This window comes from Streptomyces sp. SID13726 (genome assembly GCF_010548375.1).
In the GTDB taxonomy this organism is placed as follows: Bacteria; Actinomycetota; Actinomycetes; order Streptomycetales; family Streptomycetaceae; genus Streptomyces.
Window position 1 is genome coordinate 59975 of record NZ_JAAGLY010000001.1, and the last position, 21990, is coordinate 81964.

13 protein-coding genes are annotated in these 21990 nt (G+C 69.7%); 11 read left to right on the plus strand and 2 right to left on the minus strand.

Annotation, left to right across the window (positions count from 1 at the left end; translation table 11 throughout):
• The first annotated feature begins 50 nt into the window (after positions 1-50).
• The 5 genes from G3I78_RS00270 to hflX all read left to right on the plus strand — a co-directional run bounded on the left by G3I78_RS00270 (position 51) and on the right by hflX (position 7457).
• Positions 51-554: a hypothetical protein gene (locus G3I78_RS00270; RefSeq protein ID WP_164421313.1), complete on the plus strand. Its 504-nt coding sequence runs from the start codon at positions 51-53 to the stop codon at positions 552-554.
• Between the two features lie 96 nt (positions 555-650).
• Complete coding sequence (gene dapF / locus G3I78_RS00275) at positions 651-1520, plus strand: diaminopimelate epimerase (RefSeq protein WP_164420656.1); 870 nt, start codon at positions 651-653, stop codon at positions 1518-1520.
• A gap of 287 nt (positions 1521-1807) precedes the next feature.
• Positions 1808-4078, plus strand: coding sequence for an HD domain-containing protein (locus G3I78_RS00280; RefSeq protein ID WP_164420657.1), 2271 nt, complete (start codon positions 1808-1810; stop codon positions 4076-4078).
• A 187-nt stretch (positions 4079-4265) separates the two neighbouring features.
• Positions 4266-5750: a M1 family metallopeptidase gene (locus G3I78_RS00285; protein WP_164420658.1), complete on the plus strand. Its 1485-nt coding sequence runs from the start codon at positions 4266-4268 to the stop codon at positions 5748-5750.
• A gap of 213 nt (positions 5751-5963) precedes the next feature.
• Positions 5964-7457, plus strand: a complete 1494-nt coding sequence (gene hflX / locus G3I78_RS00290; RefSeq protein ID WP_164420659.1) for a GTPase HflX — start codon at positions 5964-5966, stop codon at positions 7455-7457.
• Between the two features lie 95 nt (positions 7458-7552).
• On the opposite strand, the gene G3I78_RS00295 is transcribed toward hflX, so the two are convergent.
• On the minus strand, positions 7553-8785 hold the full coding sequence (locus G3I78_RS00295; RefSeq protein ID WP_164420660.1) for a hypothetical protein: 1233 nt from the start codon (positions 8783-8785) through the stop codon (positions 7553-7555).
• 394 nt (positions 8786-9179) lie between these two features.
• Here G3I78_RS00295 and G3I78_RS00300 point away from each other — a divergent pair, with 394 nt between their 5' ends.
• The 4 genes from G3I78_RS00300 to G3I78_RS00315 all read left to right on the plus strand — a co-directional run bounded on the left by G3I78_RS00300 (position 9180) and on the right by G3I78_RS00315 (position 16756).
• Positions 9180-10955, plus strand: a complete 1776-nt coding sequence (locus G3I78_RS00300; protein WP_239157567.1) for an aminotransferase class III-fold pyridoxal phosphate-dependent enzyme — start codon at positions 9180-9182, stop codon at positions 10953-10955.
• A 603-nt stretch (positions 10956-11558) separates the two neighbouring features.
• A complete protein-coding gene (locus tag G3I78_RS00305; RefSeq protein ID WP_239157587.1) occupies positions 11559-13409 on the plus strand; it encodes an IucA/IucC family protein in 1851 nt (616 codons plus the stop codon).
• 213 nt (positions 13410-13622) lie between these two features.
• The gene (locus G3I78_RS00310) at positions 13623-14387 is read left to right on the plus strand and encodes a GNAT family N-acetyltransferase (RefSeq protein ID WP_239157588.1); all 765 of its coding nucleotides are present in this window, start codon (positions 13623-13625) and stop codon (positions 14385-14387) included.
• Between the two features lie 323 nt (positions 14388-14710).
• Complete coding sequence (locus G3I78_RS00315; protein WP_164420662.1) at positions 14711-16756, plus strand: ATP-dependent DNA helicase; 2046 nt, start codon at positions 14711-14713, stop codon at positions 16754-16756.
• A 142-nt stretch (positions 16757-16898) separates the two neighbouring features.
• Here the strand turns inward: G3I78_RS00315 and lexA are convergent, their stop codons facing one another.
• Positions 16899-17678, minus strand: a complete 780-nt coding sequence (gene lexA / locus G3I78_RS00320) for a transcriptional repressor LexA (RefSeq protein WP_164420663.1) — start codon at positions 17676-17678, stop codon at positions 16899-16901.
• 563 nt (positions 17679-18241) lie between these two features.
• On the opposite strand from lexA, the gene nrdR reads away from it, so the two are divergent.
• Positions 18242-18814: a transcriptional regulator NrdR gene (nrdR, locus tag G3I78_RS00325; protein WP_164420664.1), complete on the plus strand. Its 573-nt coding sequence runs from the start codon at positions 18242-18244 to the stop codon at positions 18812-18814.
• 164 nt (positions 18815-18978) lie between these two features.
• Complete coding sequence (locus G3I78_RS00330; RefSeq protein ID WP_164420665.1) at positions 18979-21879, plus strand: vitamin B12-dependent ribonucleotide reductase; 2901 nt, start codon at positions 18979-18981, stop codon at positions 21877-21879.
• The last annotated feature ends 111 nt before the right edge of the window (positions 21880-21990 follow it).

Genomic DNA, 21990 nt, shown 5'->3' on the forward strand with positions numbered 1-21990 from the left:
ATCGAGCTTCGATCGACCAAGTGGAGTCCGAGTTGGGAGGGCGCGTGGCGATGGAGGCCGGCCCTCGCGACACCGCACAAGGCACCGAGCCCCGGACCGCCGAGAGCGGTGAACCGGAGCAGGACGGGAACCGTCTGAGCCCCGACGGGCCCGACGAGGTGCCGGGCGGTGTGACCGACGACGGCCCCGAGCCCGAGGAGATGTTCGCGGCCGGGGAAGAGGTCGAGGTCGAACTGCGCCCGCAGCGCCGTCTGCGCATCTGGCAGCTCGCCCCCATCGTCTCGCTGGCCGCGGTCGGCTCCCTGATGTTCGCCTTCCCGCTGGCCTTCGACTTCGGCGACAGCGGAGCGGTGATCGCGATGCTGGGCCTGCTGATCTGCTCGTGCGCGGCAGGCTGGGGAATGATGGCGGCGAGGCGTGTTGGTTACACGTGGCCGGGGCTGCCGCCGAGGGGTTCCGAGCGTCGTGCGGACTGGCGAGTCGTGGCGTCGTACGTCCTGCTGGTGGTGTTGGTGATCGTGCTGGCGGTATGGCGCGTGGCAAGGCTGCGGTGAGGGCCTTTTGCTCTTAGGGGCGCGGGGCTGTGTCGATATGCGGCTCCGCCGCGCGGGCGCGATCAGCCCCCACCGGCCTGCACGTACGATCGATACATGAGCACCCGGATCGCCTTTCTCAAGGGTCACGGCACCGAGAACGACTTCGTGATCATCCCGGACCCCGAAAACACCCTCGACCTGCCCCGTGAGACCGTCACCGCCCTCTGCGACCGCCGGTCAGGCATCGGCGGTGACGGCCTCCTGCACGTCGTGCGATCCGCGTCACACCCCGAGGCCCAGCACATGGCCGTCGAGGCCGAGTGGTTCATGGACTACCGCAACGGCGACGGCTCGATCGCCGAGATGTGCGGCAACGGCGTCCGTGTCTTCGCCCGCTACCTCCAGCACGCCGGACACGCCACCGAGGGCGACCTCGCCGTGGCCACCCGTGGCGGCGTGAAGACCGTGCACATCGCGAAGGACGGCGACGTCACCGTCGGCATGGGCCGGGCCCGGCTCCCCGAGGGTGACGTCACGGTGAGCGTGGGCGACCGCAGCTGGCCCGCGCGGAACGTGAACATGGGCAATCCGCACGCCGTCGCCTTCGTGGACGACCTCGCGCACGCCGGTGACCTCCACTCCCCGCCGCCGTTCGGCCCGGCCGCCGCCTACCCGGACGGGGTCAACGTCGAGTTCGTGGTCGACCGCGGCCCCGGGCACGTCGCCATGCGCGTGCACGAGCGCGGCTCGGGCGAGACCCGCTCGTGCGGCACGGGCGCGTGTGCCGTCGCCGTCGCCACCGCCCGCAGGGACGGCGCCGACCCCGTGGCCACCGGCACCCCGGTGACGTACACCGTCGACGTGCCCGGCGGCACCCTGGTGATCACCGAGCGACCCGACGGCGAGATCGAGATGACCGGCCCCGCGGTGATCGTCGCCGAGGGCGAGATCGACGCCGACTGGCTTGAAAGTGCGGTTCGTTGACCATATGAATCACAGTGCGCGGAGTGTCGGAGGCGTGGAACCACAGCCTCCGATGCCCTGTGCCGTGCGAAACCACGGGCAGTCGCAGGTCAGGCGGCTCGAAATCGTAAACCTGCAAACCTTCGCTCGAATGGGTGATCCGTTTCACGCTCGCCGAGAGGCGGTCAGGTGGGCGTGGTGGGCTCGGTAGCATCAAGCACCGGCCCGGACGGGGGACAGACACCATCCCCTGAGCCGTGTCCGCCATGGGGCACCCCGTCCGCCGGTCCACGCAGCCGGAGGTGCCCATGAGTGCGGAGGCGACGAACCCCGCGACCCCAGGTCCGGTAACAGGACCTGCGGCGCGCTGGCGGGCGCGGATCGACCTGCGCCGCCTCGGCCGCGCCGCCCTGCTCGGCCCCGCCGCCCGCGACCGGCTGCCCGACGCCATCGGCCATGTCGCCGAGGCCCACCGCGCCCACCATCCCGACGCCGACCTCGAACCCCTGCGCCGCGCCTGGGTCCTGGCCGAGTCCTCGCACCGCGGCCAGATGCGCAAGAGCGGTGAGCCGTACATCACCCACCCGCTTGCCGTGACCCTGATCCTCGCCGAACTCGGCGCCGAGACCACGACCTTGACGGCTTCCCTGCTCCACGACACCGTCGAGGACACCGAGGTGACGCTGGACCAGGTGGGCAGGGAGTTCGGCGCCGAGGTCCGCTTCCTCGTCGACGGCGTCACCAAGCTGGAGAAGGTCGACTACGGCGCCGCCGCCGAGCCCGAGACCTTCCGCAAGATGCTGGTCGCCACCGGCAACGACGTCCGCGTGATGTCGATCAAACTCGCCGACCGGCTGCACAACATGCGCACTCTCGGCGTGATGCGCCCCGAGAAACAGGCCCGCATCGCCAAGGTCACCCGGGACGTCCTCATCCCGCTCGCCGAACGCCTCGGCGTCCAGGCCCTCAAGACCGAGCTGGAGGACCTGGTCTTCGCGATCCTCCACCCCGAGGAGTACGAGCACACCCGCGAGCTGATCGTCGACAACGCCTCCCGCGCGGACGACCCGCTCGCCGAGATCGCCGAAGAGGTGCGCGGGGTGCTGCGCGAGGCGGGCATCCAGGCCGAAGTGGTCATCCGGCCCCGGCACTTCGTCTCCGTGCACCGCACCGCCCGCAAGCGTGGCAGGCTGCGCGGCGCGGACTTCGGGCGGCTGCTGGTCCTGGTCGGCGAGGACGCGGACTGCTACGGCGTTCTGGGCGAACTGCACACCTGTATGACGCCTGTCGTCTCGGAGTTCAAGGACTTCATCGCCGTACCGAAGTTCAACCTGTACCAGTCGCTGCACACCGCCGTGGCCCGCGGCGACGGCCAGGTCGTCGAAGTCCTCATCCGCACCCACCAGATGCACAAGGTCGCCGAGGCCGGCGTGGTGGCGCTCGGCAACCCGTACGCGCAGCCCGCGGAGGAGCTGACGGAGGCCGACGACGAGCGGGTGGACCCGACCCACCCCGGCTGGCTCTCCCGCCTCCTCGACTGGCAGAAGGCCGCGCCGGACGCCGACACCTTCTGGTCCACCCTCCGCGAGGACCTCGCCCAGGACCGCGAGATCACCGTCTTCCGCCCCGACGGCGGCACCCTGGGCCTGCCCGACGGCGCGACCTGTGTGGACGCCGCGTACGCGCAGTACGGCGAGGACGCGCACGCGTGCCTCGGTGCCCGCGTCAACGGCCGTCTGGCGACCCTGAGCACCGTCCTGCGCGACGGCGACACCGTCCAGCTCCTCATGGGCCAGGACCCGGCCGCCGAGCCCTCCAAGGAGTGGCTGGAGCACGCCCACACGCCCGCTGCCCGGATCGCCATCCAGCGCTGGATCGCGACGCACCCGTCGGCCGAGGCCGCGCCGGAGCCGGTCTCGCAAGACGACACGGAGACGGGTGATCCGACCTCCGCCGAGGCATCGGCCGAGGGCGTGCTGGACGCCGTACGGACGCCCGCTGGCGAAGTGCGGACTCCCGACGCCGTGGCCGACGGTCCCGGGGTCGCCGACAGCAGGCTCCCCGGGTCTCCGGCCGCGCCGGGCCCCGTCGCCGATCCACAGGTCGCGGCGTCCCCCGACGCCCGCCTCGGTACCGCCGACGCCCTCGTCGACCAGCCCGGCGCGACCGTACGGCTGGCCGGGTGCTGTACGCCCGTGCCGCCCGACGAGATCACCGGCTTCGCGGTGCGTGGGGGAGTGGTCACCGTGCACCGCGTGGAGTGCGCCGCGGTGGCGCGCATGAAGGGCGTGGGGCGCACGGAGGTCGGAGTGCGCTGGGGTGACACCGCCGAGTGCCGGGTCACGCTCTTCGCCGAATCGTTCGGTCGGCCGCACCTCCTCGCGGACCTCACCGAGGCCATGGCGGGAGAAGGCGCCGAGATCGTCTCCGCGACCGTCGAACCGCCGAGCCAGCAGCGCGTACGCCACACGTACACCGTCCAGCTCCCGGACGCCGCCCTGCTCCCCGCGCTGATGCGGGCGATGCGGAATGTGGCGGGGGTCTACGACGTGAGCAGGGCGCAGACGCCGGGGGTTTGAGGGGGCGGTCCTCGGGAGGGGCGGGGGCTGTTGCAGCGGGCCATGGGAGGCATCCCGTCTTCGGGAGGCGTCCTGGCGGTCGTTCATCGGTGTGTCGGCCCGGTGGCGTCACCCTCGCCTTACTCGTTCGAGTGGGCCGGTCGCGCGCCGTCGGCGTCGCGCACACGCGCGCTGGTAGCGGTGGTGCATGCCGCTCACTCCCCGCGTCACAGCACCCCGCCGCCTCAGGGCGACCGCGCTGCTCGCCTCCGCCGTCTCCGTCTGCCTGCTCGCCGCGAGCGCCCCGGCCGCGCCGCTCGGTGTCGGCGACCGCCTCTTCCCGCACCTGGGCAACCCCGGATACGACGTGGCGTCGTACGACCTCTCCTTCACCTACGGCGGCAGCAACAGCAAGCCGCTCACGGCCGTCACCACGATCGACGCCTGGACGACGACCTCGCTCGACAGCATCAACCTCGACTTCGCGCACGGCAAGGTCGACTCGGTGCAGGTCGACGGGCGGCCGGCGGGGTTCACCAGTGCCGGTGAGGACCTGGTCGTCACTCCGGACGAACCGCTTCCGGGCGGCAGCTGGATGCGGATCACCGTCCGGCACACCAGCGACCCCGTCTCCGCCGAGGGCCGCGACGGCGGCTGGGTGCGCACCGAGGACGGGCTCGCGATGGCCAACCAGGCCGACGTCGCGCACCTGGTGTTCCCCTGCAACGACCACCCTTCCGACAAGGCGATGTTCACCATCCGGGTCACCGCGCCCAACGGCTACACGGCCGTCGCCAACGGTCTGCCGACCGACGTGGACCGCGCGGGCCGGGCGACCACCTGGACGTACCGCACCCAGCACCCCATGGCCACCGAGCTGGCGCAGGTCTCCATCGGCCGCTCCACCGTGCTGCGCCGCAGCGGCCCGCACGGGCTGCCCGTCCGCGACGTCGTCCCCACGAAGGACCGCGCCGAACTCGAACCGTGGCTCAAGAAGACCCCCGGTCAGATCGCGTGGATGGAGGACAAGGTCGGGCCGTACCCCTTCGAGACGTACGGCGTCCTCATGGCCGCGGCCGACACAGGGTTCGAGTTGGAAACTCAAACTCTCTCCCTCTTTGAGAAGGACCTGTTCACCGAGCCCGCGTACCCCAAGTGGTACGTCGAGTCGATCATGGTCCACGAGCTCTCCCACCAGTGGTTCGGCGACAGCGTCAGCCCCCGCACCTGGTCCGACCTGTGGCTCAACGAGGGCCACGCCACCTGGTACGAGGCCCTGTACGCGGAGGAGAAGGCGGGCCGCACCCTGGAGGCCCGCATGAAGGCCGCGTACGGCGCCTCCGACCGCTGGCGCGCCGCCGGCGGACCGCCCGCCGCCCCCAAGCCGCCCCAGCCGGGCCAGAAGATCGGCATCTTCCGCCCGAACGTCTACGACGGCGCCGCGCTCGTCCTCTACGCCCTCCGCCAGGAGATCGGCCGCAAGGCCTTCGAGACCCTGGAACGGGCCTGGGTCCAGCAGCACCGGGACGGCACCGCGACCACCGCCGACTTCGTCCACCTGGCCTCCGAGGTCTCCGGCCGCGACCTCGGCGGCTTCCTCCAGGACTGGCTCTACGGCGAGAAGACGCCGGCGATGCCCGGGCACCCGGACTGGAAGGCCGTGGCGCCGGTACCGGCCGTGCCGGCGAAGTAGGCGGTACTGGTGACGTAGGCGGTACCGGTGAAGTAGGCGGTGCCGGTGACGTAGGCGTTACCCATGACCCGTGAAATAAGGCGGTGACGAGACGCCCCGTGCCGTGCGACCATCTTCAGGTCGGCGCGGCACGGGTCACGGGAATCTCCCGGGGTACTCATGCGTTGTGAAGTGTGACCGCCGAACCGGTATCCCCATCGACGTAAGGACCCAATGACCTCCTCTTCATCCCCTTCCCAGGACACGCAGCGCCCCGCGCACACATACGCCGAAGGTCTTCGGGCCGATGCCCTGATGGAAGAGGACGTCGCCTGGAGCCACGAGGTCGACGGAGAGCGGGACGGCGACCAGTTCGACCGCTCCGAGCGCGCGGCCCTGCGCCGTGTCGCCGGCCTCTCCACCGAGCTCGAGGACGTCACCGAGGTCGAGTACCGCCAGCTCCGCCTGGAGCGGGTCGTCCTCGTCGGCGTCTGGACCACGGGAACCGTTCAGGACGCGGACAACTCCCTCGCGGAGCTCGCCGCCCTCGCGGAGACCGCGGGTGCGCTCGTGCTCGACGGCGTGATCCAGCGCCGCGACAAGCCCGACGCGGCCACCTTCATCGGTTCCGGCAAGGCCCTGGAGCTGCGCGACATCGTCGTGGAGTCCGGCGCCGACACCGTCATCTGTGACGGTGAGCTGAGCCCGGGCCAGCTCATCGCCCTCGAAGACGTCGTCAAGGTCAAGGTCATCGACCGTACGGCCCTGATCCTCGACATCTTCGCCCAGCACGCCAAGTCCCGAGAGGGCAAGGCGCAGGTCGCGCTCGCGCAGATGCAGTACATGCTGCCGCGACTGCGAGGCTGGGGTCAGTCGCTGTCCCGTCAGATGGGCGGCGGCAAGGGCGGCGGCCTCGCCACCCGTGGTCCCGGTGAGACCAAGATCGAGACGGACCGGCGCCGGATCCGCGAGAAGATGGCGAAGATGCGCCGGGAGATCGCGGACATGAAGACCGGCCGCGAGATCAAGCGCCAGGAGCGCAAGCGCCACAAGGTGCCGTCCGTCGCCATCGCGGGCTACACCAACGCGGGCAAGTCCTCGCTGCTCAACCGCCTGACGGGCGCCGGTGTCCTGGTCGAGAACGCCCTGTTCGCGACCCTGGACCCGACCGTCCGCCGCGCGGAGACCCCGAGCGGCCGCCTGTACACGCTGGCCGACACCGTCGGCTTTGTACGGCACCTGCCGCACCACCTGGTCGAGGCGTTCCGCTCCACCATGGAGGAGGTCGGCGAGTCCGACCTGATCCTGCACGTGGTGGACGGCTCGCACCCGAACCCGGAGGAGCAGTTGGCCGCCGTGCGCGAGGTGATCACGGATGTCGGCGCCACGCGCGTGCCCGAGATCGTCGTGATCAACAAGGCGGACGCGGCCGACCCGCTGACGCTCCAGCGGCTGATGCGGATCGAGCCCCGCTCCATCGCGGTCTCGGCCCGCACCGGCCAGGGCATCGACGAACTGCTCGCCCTGATCGACAACGAACTGCCCAGGCCCTCGGTCGAGATCGAGGCCCTGGTGCCGTACACCCACGGCAAGCTCGTCGCCCGCGCCCACGACGAGGGCGAGGTGATCTCCGCGGAGCACACGGCGGAGGGCACGCTCCTCAAGGCCCGGGTCCACGAGGAACTCGCCGCGGAACTGGCACCGTACGTGCCGGCACCGGTCGCCTGAGTGCCGTAGCTGTTCGGTTGAGGCCCGTCCCTTTCACGAGGGGCGGGCCTCAAGCGTGTTCGAGGCGGTAGGGCGGGTGATGAGGCCGAGGGCCGTCACTGCCCCGCGAACTTCTCGCTGACCGAGTCGTAGACGCCCTTGGCCACGTCACCCAGCCGTGGTCCGGCCAGCCAGCCCGCGCTCACCGGGCCGATCGAGGTGTTGGACACCAGCGCCGGCTTGCCGTCCGCACCCGCCGCGACCCAGCCGCCGCCGGACGATCCACCGGTCATGGTGCAGCCGATGCGGTACATCGTCGGGTCCGACACGTTGATCGACAGCCGCCCCGGCCGGTCCGCGCACTGGTACAGCGTCTCCCCGTCGAACGGCGCCGCCGCCGGATACCCGCTGGCCGTGATGCTCTCCACCCGCGGCACCGCCGGCGCGGCGAAGTCCACCGGCAACGCCGAACCGACCGTCTCCTCCAGCGACTTGCCGGTGCTCCCCTCCTCCGGCGTCACATGGATGACGGCGAAGTCGTACGGCGCGCCGTCCCCGCCGGTCGGACCGCCCTGCGCGATCCACTGGTCCGAGGTCTGCGCCCAGTCGGCCCACCAGACGCCGTAGGGAGCGACCTCCTGCCTGGTCGCACTCTCCAACTTCCCGGCCGACAAGGCCTGGTCGTTGTACGACGGCACGAACGCGATGTTGCGGTACCAGCCCCCGCTCTTCCCCGCGTGCACGCAATGCCCCGCCGTCCACACCATGTTGGACTTGCCCGGGTGGGCCGGGTCCGCCACGACCGTCGCCGAGCACACCATCGTGCCCTCGGGGGAGTCGAAGAACACCTTGCCCGCCTGCGGGACGCTGTCGTGGTACGTAGGCGACACGGCCTTCGCGTCCACCGGCGTCGGCTCCGGGTCGGTCACGCCCTGGTCACCCGAGAGGTCGCTGTCCTGGACACCTTGGTCGGGGTCCTCGGCCTTCCGCATCCGGTCCGCGTCCCACAGGCCTTCGATGATCGGGTTGATGTAGTCCTGCGCCTCGCGCAGCCAGTCGTCCCTGTCCCAGTTCTTCCAGGCGCCGTTCTTCCACTTGTCGACGTCGATCCCGTGCTCTTTGAGCCTGTCCCTGATGTCGTCCGGGATGGTGATCTTGCCGTCGCCCTCGGACGCGGCGGAGGCGGAGGCCTGCGCGTTCGCGTCGGCGTCGCCGCCCGAGCCACAGCCGGTGGCGGTCAGCGCGAGCACGGACACCAGGGCCATGGCGGCCAGCGCGGGGGAGGTTCTGCGACGCGCGCCCCTCACGCCCTCGCCGCGAGCGGTCAACGACAGCGGTTCGGATCGCATGCTCTGCCTCCCCCTGGTGTGGACGAACCGGGTGCCGAAACCGCCCACCTCCCGCGGACGTTCCGCGAGTTGACCTTCCGGCACCGCGCCTTGGAACGGCATCACACACTATGCGCCCGCTGTGGGAGACAGCCGACGGAACCGCAACAGTTCCGTCACGCCAAAGATCTTGAGGCAACCCGTAACCCGGTGCCCGGTCCGGGGTTGGTAGCCGTGGGGGGCTTGCGGCCGGCGGACGGTTCGGTGCCCCGCGTCCCATTTCCCCGAGAGCTCCGCACATCGGTGCGTCGATGTGCCGAGATGTCGAGCAAAGGTGTGCGGGGTTCCGTATGTCGGGGCGGGCGAGTCCGCGAAGGAACCGCTTGCTCCAGCGCAGCGCGAGGACGGGAGAACCATGGCCGTGACCGAGACCGCGCCGGGGGAGGCCAAGGCGGGAAACGCCGCCTTCGAGGAACCTCCGGCAGCAGGCACTGTCACCGGGGAACGACCGGTGGAGCGCGGCGCCGTTGAGGAGCCTCCGGCAGCAAGCACGACCGCTGAGGAATCTCCGGCAGTAAGCACCACCGTTGAGGAACGTCCGGCTGGACGCGCCGCTGTAATCGCTGTGGACGAACCCTCGGTGGCACGCACCGCGCACGAGGGGATCCTGCGGCGCCAGTCGGCGCGCGAGTCGGCGGCCCGCACCTACGCACGTGCCCTGCCGATCGTGCCCGTCCGCGCCCGCGGTCTCACCATCGAGGGCGCCGACGGCCGCCGCTACCTCGACTGCCTCTCCGGTGCCGGCACCCTGGCCCTGGGACACAACCACCCCGTGGTCCTGGAGGCCATCCGCAAGGTCCTCGACTCCGGCGCGCCCCTGAACGCCCTCGACCTCGCCACCCCCGTCAAGGACGCCTTCACCACCGAACTGTTCCGCAACCTCCCACCCGGCCTCGCCGACCACGCACGCGTGCAGTTCTGCGCGCCGACCGACACCGACGCGGTGGAAGCCGCCTTCAGGCTCGTACGCACCGCCACCGGCCGCACCGACATCCTCGCCTTCGCCGACGCCCACCACGGCACGACCCCCTGCGCCTCGGACGCACACACCGTCCGGCTCCCCTATCCGCAGGACTACCGCTGCCCCTTCGGCGTCGGCGGCCCCCACGGCGCCGAACTCGCCGCCCGCTGGACCGAGTCCGCCCTCGACGACCCCAAGTCCGGGGTACCGCTGCCCGCAGGCATGATCCTCGAACCCGTCCAGGGCGAGGGCGGCGTCCTCCCGGCACCGGACGCCTGGATGCGACGCATGCGTCAGATCACGGCCGACCGCTCGATCCCCCTGATCGCCGACGAGGTCCAAACGGGGGTCGGCCGCACCGGCGCCTTCTGGGCCATGGAGCACAGCGGCATCACCCCCGACGTGATGGTCCTCTCCAAGGCCATCGGCGGCAGCCTGCCGCTCGCCGTGATCGTCTACCGCGACGACCTGGACACCTGTGAACCCAGCACCCACACCAGCCCCTTCCGCGGCAACCAACTCGCCATGGCCGCAGGCACCGCCACCATGGCCTACGTCCGCGAAAACGCCCTCACCGAACGCGCTGCCACCCTCGGCACCCACATGCTCGACCAACTCCGGGGACTGGCAAGGGAGTTCTCTGTCGTCGGTGACGTGCGGGGGAGGGGATTGATGATCGGGGTGGAGATGGTGGAGCCGGAGGGGGAGGCGCCCGGAGCGGGTGTTGATGGGGCGTGGGGTGCGGTTGGGTTGGGCGACCGCCATGCCGGTCGCGGGGCCGGTGGCTGTGGTGATGCCGGTGATGGGCTGGAGCTGCTGGATGGGGACGACGGTTCCTGGATGAGTTCCGACGGGCGGCACTTCGGCAGCACCGGTGGGTCGGCCCGGCCGGTCGGGCACGCCGATGTCACCGGCCGTTGGGAGGCCCCGGAGAAGCCGCCGAGTGCCATGCCAGGCCCTCGCCCTGCCTCCCCGGAACTCGCCTCCGCCGTCCAACGCGAGTGCCTCCGGCGCGGCCTGATCGTCGAACTCGGCGGACCTCATGGGAACGTCGTCCGACTGCTCCCACCTTTGACGATCACCGACGAACAGGCGAACGCCGTTCTTGACCGACTTGCCGACGCGGTGGCTGCGGTAGCCCGCGGTCACATCTCTGGGGGTGGGAGGTGATGAAAGCGGCGATCGTGGAGTCGGGGCGGCGGAGCTGACGGGACGGTGGCGTGGCTGGGGCGGTGACTGAGGCCGGGCCTTGTGCCGGTGTCGCGGCCGGAGCCGGTGCTGAAACTGGAGCCGGTTGTGCAGCGGGGGTTGGAGTCGCGGTGGAAGCAGTTGGCGCAGAGCCCTTTTATGCAGAGGCAGTTGGAGCGCCAGCCAACAGAGCATCGACAACCGGCGCCCCAATCCGGCACACAGGCCATGGACTTGGCGCCACAGCCCAAGGCGCCAGCCACTCACCCCTGCGCCTGAGCGCCGACGGCCACCAGGCTGATCGCAGGCAGAACCCCTCGTAGACACCACTCACCTCACCTCCCTTTCTCACCCGTCACCGGAACCCGGACCAGGTCCCGCCCCCCACAGAACGACACCGCCGCACCAACCACGAACGACGAACCACCCCAAGGAACACCGAACTTGAACGTCACCCCCACACCCCCGAACCACCGCTCCTCCAGCACAGCCCCCTCCCCACAACACCTCAATCGCCCGGACCGCACCCCATCCCAGGGCGGCCCACCCGAACAGGAACGCCTGCGCGGTGCCACCACCGACCTCTTGGACCACCCCGACCCGGACACCGCGGCCGACTACGAGGCCGACTCCGCGACCGTGGAGAACCTGCTGCGCTGCTGGGTCCGCGAGTCCGACCTCCCCGCCCCCGGCAGCGGCACCCTCCGCATCCCCCTCCCCGCCAGCGGCGGGGCCCTCCTCGTCCCCGTCCGCTACTGGTCCTTGACTGGCTGGCACCGCTTCGGCCCGCCCCGTCTGGCCAGCGCCCCCGAGCAGTCCCCGCCGGTCGACGCGGTCACCCTCGCGGCGCTGCTCACCCGTGAGTCTCTGACGACATCGGCTCCCACCTCCGCAGCCAGCACCGAACTCGTCGCCCGGGTAGCCGACTCCGCCCGACGCACCGCCACCTTCATCCGCGAACGCCGCGAACGCCGCGAACACCCCGAAGACGGCCCCGACTTCTTCCTCACGGCCGAACAAGCACTCGTCCTGGGCCACCCGCTACACCCGGCCCCGAAGAGCCGCGAAGGTCTCACGGAAGCCGAAGCGTCCCTGTACTCACCCGAAGCGCGCGGCTCCTTCCCTCTGCACTGGCTCGCCGTCCACCCCTCCCTGCTCGCCACCGACTCCGCCTGGACCGAGAGCGGCCGCCCGGTCACCGCCGCTCAGCTCAGCCAACGTCTCGCCGGCCCCGACCTGCCGCAGCCCGACGGCCACACAGCCCTGCCAGTTCACCCCTGGCAACTCCGCGAGGTCCGACACCGCCCGCAGACCGCTCCGCTGTTCGACACCGGCCTCCTCCGAGACCTGGGAGCACACGGCTCCCCTTGGCACCCCACCTCCTCCGTACGTACTGTTCACCGCTCCGGTGCCCCCGCCATGCTCAAGCTCTCACTGGGCCTCCGCATCACCAACTCGCGCCGGGAGAACCTCCGCAAGGAACTCCACCGTGGCGTCGAGGTACACCGACTCCTGCGCACCGGCCTGAGCAAGGAGTGGCAGGCGGCCCACCCGACGTTCGACATCGTCCGCGACCCCGCCTGGCTCGCTGTCGACGGCCCCGACAGCAGTCCCGTCCCCGGCCTCGACGTGGTGATCCGGCACAATCCGTTCACCCCGTCACAGGACGTCTCCTGCATCGCCGGACTCGTCTCACCTCGCCCCTGCCCCCGATCCGGTGCCGACGTCGACCCTTCGGGCCTGCATCGGGTGAGCTCGGACCACTCAGGCACAGATCACCCCGACCTGGACAGGCCAGGCGCAGGCCAGCCGATCTGGCGATCCCGGCTCGCCGAGGTCGTCATTCGCCTGGCCGCCCGGACCGGCCGCCCCCGGGGAGCCGTCGCCGCCGAGTGGTTCCTGCGCTATCTCGAACAGGTCATCCGGCCCGTGCTCTGGCTGGACGGGGAAGCAGGGATCGCCCTGGAAGCCCACCAGCAGAACACCCTCGTCCTGCTGGACAGCGATGGCTGGCCCGCCGGTGGCCGCTACCGCGACAACCAGGGCTATTACTTCCGCGAGTCCCGACGGGCGGATCTCGAAGCCCGGTTGCCCGGCATCGGCGAACACAGCGACACCTTCGTCTCCGACGAGGTCACGGACGAGCGGTTCGCGTACTACCTCGCGATCAACAACGTCCTCGGTCTCATTGGCGCGTTCGGCTCCCAGCGGTTGGCCGACGAACGTCTCCTTCTCGCCGCCTTCCGCCGCTTCCTCACCGACGTGGCCTCCGGCTCCACCCGACTGCGCACCACCCTCCCAAGACACCTGCTCGACTCGCCCACCCTGCGTTGCAAGGCCAATCTGCTGACCCGAGTGCACGGCCTCGACGAACTCATCGGCCCGGTCGACACCCAGTCCGTCTACGTCACCATCGCCAACCCCCTTCACTCCTGAGGAACATGACCCACTTCGTCTCCGTCTGCTGAGACCAGAGAGGAGCGCCCCCTGTCTCCCATCGACGCGAACGCCGACTCCGGTTCTGCCTCATTCGCCGATGCCGATGCCGATGCCGATGCCGATGCCGACGCAGGCACCGGCGCCGACGCCAGCGCCGGCCCTCAGCCGGGTGAGAGAGGCAACGGGTGGGGAACCGACTGCGAGGACACGCTGGACCTGCGTCTCCCCGAAGACCTCCTCGCGCTCTTCGAGGCAGAGCGACCCAACACGGCGCGACCCAACACGGCGCGACCCAACACGGCGCGACCCAACACGGGGCGATCCGACACGGGGCGATCCGATACAGGCGACCGCCGACTACGAACCCCAGTCGACAGCACCCCACCACCCACCGCACCCACCCCCGCCCTACTCGACGACGTCGCCGCCTGGGGACCAACCCCCACCCCGGCGGGCGTCTTCCACCTGACCCCCGTACACCTCGACCGAGACCTCCCCCTTCTCTGTCGCTGGATGAACGACCCCTCCGTCGCGGAGTTCTGGGAACTGGCCGGACCCCAGAACGTCACGGAGGACCACCTGCGCCCGCAGCTCACCGGCGACGGACGCAGCGTCCCCTGCCTCGGAGTGCTGGACGGCACCCCCATGAGCTACTGGGAGATCTACCGAGCCGACCTCGATCCGCTGGCCCGCCACTATGCGGCCAGACCGCACGACACCGGTATCCACCTCCTGGTCGGCGCCGTCACCGATCGTGGCCGTGGTCTCGGCAGCACTCTTCTCAGAGCCGTCGCCGATCTCGTGCTCGACAAGCGACCCGCCTGTGCCCGCGTCGTCGCGGAACCCGACCTTCGCAACATCCCGTCCGTCACCGCCTTCCTCAGCGCAGGCTTCCGCTTCTCTGCAGAGGTCGACCTGCCCGCCAAGCGGGCGGCCCTCATGATCCGAGACCGGTCCCTGCGCGACCTGCTGTAGCAATGCGTCATCGCGCAATCACTTTTGGTACACCGCTCGCGTCGCGCCGGTTCCCACTCGTGCCAAAAGTTTTTTCCGACGGCTTCGGACCCATTGCGTTCCGCCCAGGGTTCCCCGACCATTTCCCGCCGCCGACGAACCGGTGTCGCCTCAGACCGAACAGCACCCGGCCGAAGCCGAACCGAATCGAGACGAATCGAGCCGAATTGATCCGATCCGGCCTTCACCCTCTCCAGGTCCAAGGACCTCCCGGTCTTGATCCCGTCCCTGGCCCCCGCCTTGATCACCCCATTGTCAGTGCCGGGTCGTAGGGTGGTCGCGCTATGACGAAGCCCTCACTCCCCGAACTCCTGCATGCTGCCGTCACTGCCGTCGGCGGTACGGAGCGCCCCGGCCAGGTGACCATGGCCGAATCCGTCGCGGAAGCGATCGACGACGGTTCCCATCTGCTGGTGCAGGCCGGCACCGGTACCGGAAAGTCGCTGGGTTATCTCGTGCCCGCGCTCGCACACGGGGAGCGGGTCGTCGTCGCGACGGCCACCCTGGCCCTCCAGAGACAGCTGGTCGAGCGCGACCTGCCGCGTACGGTCGACGCGCTGCACCCGCAGCTGCGCCGCCGCCCGGAGTTCGCGATGCTCAAGGGCCGGTCCAACTACCTGTGTCTGCACCGCCTCCACGAAGGCGTCCCGCAGGACGAGGAGGAGGGCCTCTTCGACCAGTTCGAGGCGGCGGCTCCCACCAGCAGGCTCGGCCAGGACCTGCTGCGGCTGCGCGACTGGTCGCAGGACACCGAGACGGGCGACCGTGACGACCTCACGCCGGGCGTATCCGACCGTGCCTGGGCGCAGATCTCCGTGTCCTCCCGCGAGTGCCTGGGGGCCACGAAGTGCGCCTACGGCGCCGAGTGCTTCGCCGAGATGGCCCGCGAGCGCGCCAAGCTCGCCGAGGTCGTCGTCACCAACCACGCGCTGCTCGCGATCGACGCCATCGAAGGCGCGCCCATCCTCCCGCAGCACGAGGTGCTGATCGTCGACGAGGCGCACGAACTGGTCTCCCGGGTCACCGGCGTCGCCACCGGCGAGCTCACTCCCGGCCAGGTCAACCGCGCGGTGCGCCGCGCCGCGAAGCTCGTCAACGAAAAGGCCGCCGACCAGCTCCAGACCGCCGCCGAGGGCTTCGAACGGCTGATGGAGCTCGCCCTGCCGGGCCGCCTCGAGGAGATCCCGGAGGACCTCGGCTATGCCCTCATGGCCCTGCGCGACGCCGCGCGTACGGTCATCTCCGCGATCGGAGCGACACGCGACAAGTCGGTCCAGGACGAGGACGCGGTCCGCAAACAGGCGCTCGCCTCCGTGGAGTCGGTCCACGACGTGGCGGAACGGATCACGAACGGCTCGGAGTGGGACGTCGTCTGGTACGAGCGCCATGACCGGTTCGGGGCCTCCCTGCGCGTGGCCCCCATGTCGGTCTCGGGCCTGCTGAGGGAGAAGCTGTTCGCGGACCGTTCCGTGGTCCTGACCTCGGCGACGCTCAAACTGGGTGGCGATTTCAACGGAGTCGGTGCGTCCCTCGGGCTCGCCCCGGAGGGAACCGAGGGCGAGGACCTGCCGAAGTGGAGGGGCCTCGACGTGGGTTCGCCCTTCGACTACCCCAGGCAGGGCATCCTCTACGTCGCCAAGCATCTGTCGCGTCCCGCGCGCGACGGCGACCGCGTGGACATGCTCGACGAGCTGACCGAACTCATCCAGGCGGCCGGCGGCCGCACCCTGGGGTTGTTCTCCTCGATGCGGGCAGCCCAGCTGGCCGCCGAGGAACTGCGCTCCCGCATCCCAGAGTTCCCGATCCTCCTGCAGGGCGAGGAGACGCTCGGCGAGCTGATCAAGAACTTCGCGGCCGACCCGAAGACTTGTCTCTTCGGCACGCTGTCGCTCTGGCAGGGCGTCGACGTCCCCGGCCCCAGCTGCCAGCTGGTCGTCATGGACAAGATCCCGTTCCCTCGCCCCGACGACCCGCTGATGAGCGCTCGCCAGAAGGCGGTGGAGGACGCCGGGGGCAATGGCTTCATGGCGGTCGCCGCCACACACGCGGCGCTGCTCATGGCCCAGGGCGCCGGTCGCCTCGTCCGTGCTTCGGGAGACCGCGGCGTGGTCGCCGTACTGGATCAACGGCTCGCCACTGCCCGGTACGGGAACTATCTGAAGGCGTCACTGCCCGACTTCTGGTACACGACGGACCGTAATCAGGCGCGCAAGTCGCTCGCGGCGATCGACGCTGCGGCGAAGGCCACAGAAGCAGCCCAGGCCACAGAAGCAGCGCAGGCCAAGGAAGTCGCGGCGGAAGCCGAGAAGGCGCAAGGAGAAGCCGAATGATCGGGGGTTGGCCTGTCCCGGCGCCGGGACAGGCCAACCCCCGATAAGGAGCCGCCGGTCACCGGGGCCGGACAGCGCAGGGCCCCGGAACCGGCGCAGAGGTTCCGGGGCCCGGTCGAATCGGCGAGGCCTGCCGCGGTGCTCAGACGCGCCGCAGTACTGCCACCACCTTGCCGAGGATCGTCGCGTCGTCGCCCGGGATGGGCTCGTACGCGGAGTTGTGGGGGAGCAGCCAGACGTGGCCGTCCTCGCGCTTGAAGCGCTTGACGGTGGCTTCGCCGTCGAGCATGGCGGCGACGATGTCGCCGTTCTCCGCGACGGGCTGGCGGCGCACGGTCACCCAGTCGCCGTCGCAGATCGCGGCCTCGATCATCGAGTCGCCGACGACCTTCAGGACGAACAGCTCACCGTCACCGACGAGCTGACGGGGGAGAGGGAACACGTCCTCGACGGATTCCTCGGCGAGGATCGGGCCACCGGCGGCGATCCGGCCGACCAGCGGGACGTACGACGCGGCCGGCTTGCCCGTGGTGTCCGTGGGCTGTGCCGAGGCGCCCTGGTCGGAGCCGCGCACCTCGTACGCGCGTGGGCGGTGCGGGTCGCGACGCAGGAAGCCCTTGCGCTCCAGTGCCATCAGCTGGTGTGCGACGGACGACGTGCTGGACAGGCCGACCGCCTGGCCGATCTCCCGCATGGACGGCGGGTAGCCGCGCCGCTGCACGGAGTCCCTGATGACCTCGATCACCCGGCGCTGCCTGTCGGTGAGTCCCGAACTGTCGGCCCGGATGCCTGGAGGTCGCCCTGGGAGGGAACGCTTGTGTCCCTCGGGATTCACGGCTTCGTTCATCGCATGCACCGGCTCGAGTCGGCCCTGGGAACGGTCCTGGGCAGTGATGGTGGCACTGTCTGCGGTCGTGGTCACGTCGGCCCCTCTCGATGGTCTCCCTGCTGGACAACGGTAGTTGCTTTCGAAAGGTTGCGCCAAACACACGTTCGAGTGAAAAATCGCGAATCACCTGACGCGATGATGTGTCTGGGTGTATGGCTAACGCGCCGCCTGCCGAACAAAAGGGCCCATTGCTGTACTCTTCACCGCCGGGTGGCGACCTCGCAGGTTGTCGCACCAGTCTGCCACCAGGCGCCCCGTCAACCGGGTACCGGCCCCCATCTCTGCGGGAATCCCACGTCCCCTCCTTGTGGCGCCCACGGTATCTCCGCATGAGCCGTAGCGATACGGGTGCGCGCCGTGTTGGTCGGCGGACGGTATGGCCGTATGGCACATGCCAATACGTGCGCGACACGCGCGTACGGCGTGTTTATCGCGCCGATCCCTACATGTAGTGCTTGGATTGCTACAGCAGCCCAGAAGTTGTGGTCCCCCGGGTCTCCACGCCCGCTGCGATCGCCTATGCTTGGGGCTGCTTCGAGGGGCCCATGGGGCTCAGCGAGGCTATTGAGTCTGCTGTGAGGAGGGTTGGGAAGCTCATGCACTGCCCCTTCTGCAGGCACCCCGACAGTCGTGTCGTCGACAGTCGTACGACCGACGACGGCACGTCGATCCGCAGGCGCCGCCAGTGTCCGGACTGCTCCCGTCGTTTCACGACCGTGGAGACGTGCTCGCTCATGGTGGTCAAGCGGTCCGGAGTCACCGAGCCTTTCAGTCGTACCAAGGTCATCAACGGTGTGCGCAAGGCATGCCAGGGGCGGCCTGTCACCGAGGACGCGCTCGCCCAGCTCGGCCAACGGGTCGAGGAGGCGGTGCGGGCCACCGGAAGCGCCGAGCTGACCACCCATGACGTGGGGCTGGCCATACTCGGCCCGTTGCAGGAGCTCGATCTCGTCGCCTATCTGCGATTCGCCTCCGTCTACCGGGCGTTCGACTCGCTCGACGACTTCCAGGCCGCGATCACGGAACTGAGGCAGACGGGACCCCCCGCCGCGGACGACGAGGACCGCGGAGAGGCTGCGGGCGGCGAGGAAGCCGTCGCGGGGAGCCAGGAAGACGATCGCGGGCCCGGAGGGACTCAAGTCCCCGAGCCCGCCCGCGCCGCCGACTGATCGGCGGGCCGGACCGGGACTTTCAGGGCTCGGTCCGGTCGTACGGCGGCGATCGAAGACCTGTTGCGGGCGGCAGCGAGAAATGCCTGCAACACCAGACACAACACCGTGCCACGGGAACATCGTGGCACTTCAGGGCGTTTTAGCCCGTACAGGGAGGCGGCATGACAGAGACGGCGAGCGGTCCGGCACGGAGTTCCCGCGCCAAGGGCACCAAGGCGGCTGCGAACAAGGGCCTGCGCATCGAGCGCATCCACACCACCCCCGGCGTACACCCGTACGACGAGGTGGCCTGGGAGCGCCGTGACGTCGTCATGACCAACTGGCGCGACGGCTCGGTCAACTTCGAGCAGCGTGGCGTCGAGTTCCCCGACTTCTGGTCGGTGAACGCGGTCAACATCGTCACCAGCAAGTACTTCCGCGGTGCCGTCGGCACCCCGCAGCGCGAGACCGGCCTCAAGCAGCTGATCGACCGCATCGTGAAGACGTACCGGAAGGCCGGCGAGGACTACAAGTACTTCGCCTCGCCCGCCGACGCCGAGATCTTCGAGCACGAGCTGGCGTACGCCCTCCTGCACCAGATCTTCAGCTTCAACAGCCCTGTGTGGTTCAACGTCGGTACGCCCCAGCCGCAGCAGGTCTCCGCCTGCTTCATCCTGGCCGTCGACGACTCCATGGAGTCGATCCTCGACTGGTACAAGGAAGAGGGCATGATCTTCAAGGGCGGCTCCGGCGCCGGCCTGAACCTCTCCCGCATCCGCTCCTCCAAGGAGCTGCTGTCCTCGGGCGGCAACGCCTCCGGTCCCGTCTCCTTCATGCGCGGTGCCGACGCCTCCGCAGGAACGATCAAGTCGGGCGGCGCCACGCGTCGCGCCGCCAAGATGGTCATCCTCGACGTCGACCACCCCGACATCGAGGACTTCATCGAGACCAAGGTGAAGGAAGAGGAGAAGATCCGCGCGCTGCGCGACGCGGGCTTCGACATGGATCTGGGCGGCGACGACATCACGTCGGTGCAGTACCAGAACGCCAACAACTCGGTCCGTGTGAACGACACGTTCATGAAGGCCGTCGAGACGGGCGGCAAGTTCGGCCTGACGTCCCGGATGACCGGCGAGGTCATCGAAGAGGTCGAGGCCAAGTCGCTGTTCCGCAAGATGGCCGAGGCGGCCTGGGCCTGCGCCGACCCGGGCATCCAGTACGACGACACCATCAACCACTGGCACACCTGCCCGGAGTCCGGCCGGATCAACGGCTCGAACCCGTGCAGCGAGTACATGCACCTGGACAACACGTCCTGCAACCTCGCCTCGCTGAACCTCATGAAGTTCCTCAAGGACGACGGCAAGGGCCACCAGTCCTTCGAGGTCGAGCGCTTCGCGAAGGTCGTCGAGCTCGTCATCACGGCGATGGACATCTCCATCTGCTTCGCGGACTTCCCGACGCAGAAGATCGGCGAGAACACGCGCGCGTTCCGCCAGCTCGGCATCGGCTACGCCAACCTCGGCGCCCTGCTGATGGCGACCGGCCACGCGTACGACTCGGACGGCGGCCGCGCGCTCGCCGGGGCCATCACCTCCCTGATGACCGGCACGTCGTACAAGCGCTCCGCCGAACTCGCCGCGGTCGTCGGCGCGTACGACGGCTACGCCCGCAACGCGCAGCCGCACCTGCGGGTCATGAAGCAGCACGCCGACGAGAACACCAAGGCCGTCCGCATGGACGACCTGGACACGCCGATCTGGGCCGCCGCCACGGAGTCCTGGCAGGACGTGCTGCGCCTCGGCGAGAAGAACGGTTTCCGTAACGCCCAGGCGTCGGTCATCGCTCCGACCGGCACCATCGGTCTCGCGATGTCCTGCGACACCACCGGTCTTGAGCCCGACCTCGCTCTGGTCAAGTTCAAGAAGCTGGTCGGCGGCGGCTCGATGCAGATCGTCAACGGCACCGTCCCGCAGGCCCTGCGCCGCCTGGGCTACCAGGAGGAGCAGATCGAGGCGATCGTCGCCCACATCGCCGAGAACGGCAATGTGATCGACGCCCCCGGCCTCAAGCACGAGCACTACGAGGTGTTCGACTGCGCCATGGGCGAGCGCTCCATCTCCGCGATGGGCCACGTCCGCATGATGGCCGCGATCCAGCCCTGGATCTCCGGCGCGCTCTCCAAGACGGTCAACCTGCCGGAGTCGGCGACCGTCGAGGACGTCGAAGAGGTCTACTTCGAGGCCTGGAAGATGGGCGTCAAGGCGCTCGCCATCTACCGCGACAACTGCAAGGTCGGCCAGCCCCTCTCCGCCAAGACCAAGGAGAAGGAGAAGACCGAGGTCACCGAGAAGGCCGAAGCGACCATCCGCGAGACGGTCGAGAAGGTCATCGAGTACCGCCCGGTCCGCAAGCGCCTCCCGAAGGGTCGTCCCGGCATCACGACGTCCTTCACCGTCGGCGGCGCCGAGGGCTACATGACCGCCAACTCCTACCCGGACGACGGTCTCGGCGAGGTCTTCCTGAAGATGTCCAAGCAGGGCTCCACCCTCGCGGGCATGATGGACGCCTTCTCCATCGCGGTGTCCGTCGGCCTCCAGTACGGCGTGCCGCTGGAGACGTACGTCTCGAAGTTCACCAACATGCGCTTCGAGCCGGCCGGTATGACGGACGACCCGGACGTGCGGATGGCGCAGTCGATCGTCGACTACATCTTCCGCCGCCTGGCGCTGGACTTCCTGCCCTTCGAGACGCGCTCCGCGCTCGGTATCCACTCCGCCGAGGAGCGTCAGCGGCACCTGGAGACCGGCTCCTACGAGCCGACCGAGGACGAGGTCGACGTGGAGGGCCTGGCCCAGTCGGCGCCGCGCGCCCAGGAGCTGAAGGCCGTTGTCACGCCGAAGGCCGAGGTCGAGGCGGCCCAGCCGGCCCCGAAGCAGGCCCACACCAGCGCCGAGCTGGTGGAGATGCAGCTGGGCATCCAGGCCGACGCCCCGCTGTGCTTCTCCTGCGGTACGAAGATGCAGCGGGCCGGTTCCTGCTACATCTGCGAGGGCTGCGGGTCCACCAGCGGCTGCAGCTGATGTGACCTAGCCGTACAGGGCGGTTGGGGTCCGGATCCGGACCCCAACCGCCCTTGGTCTTTTCCGTTTCTCCACAGGGCGATCACAGGCTAAGCTCCCCCAGCGCACGAC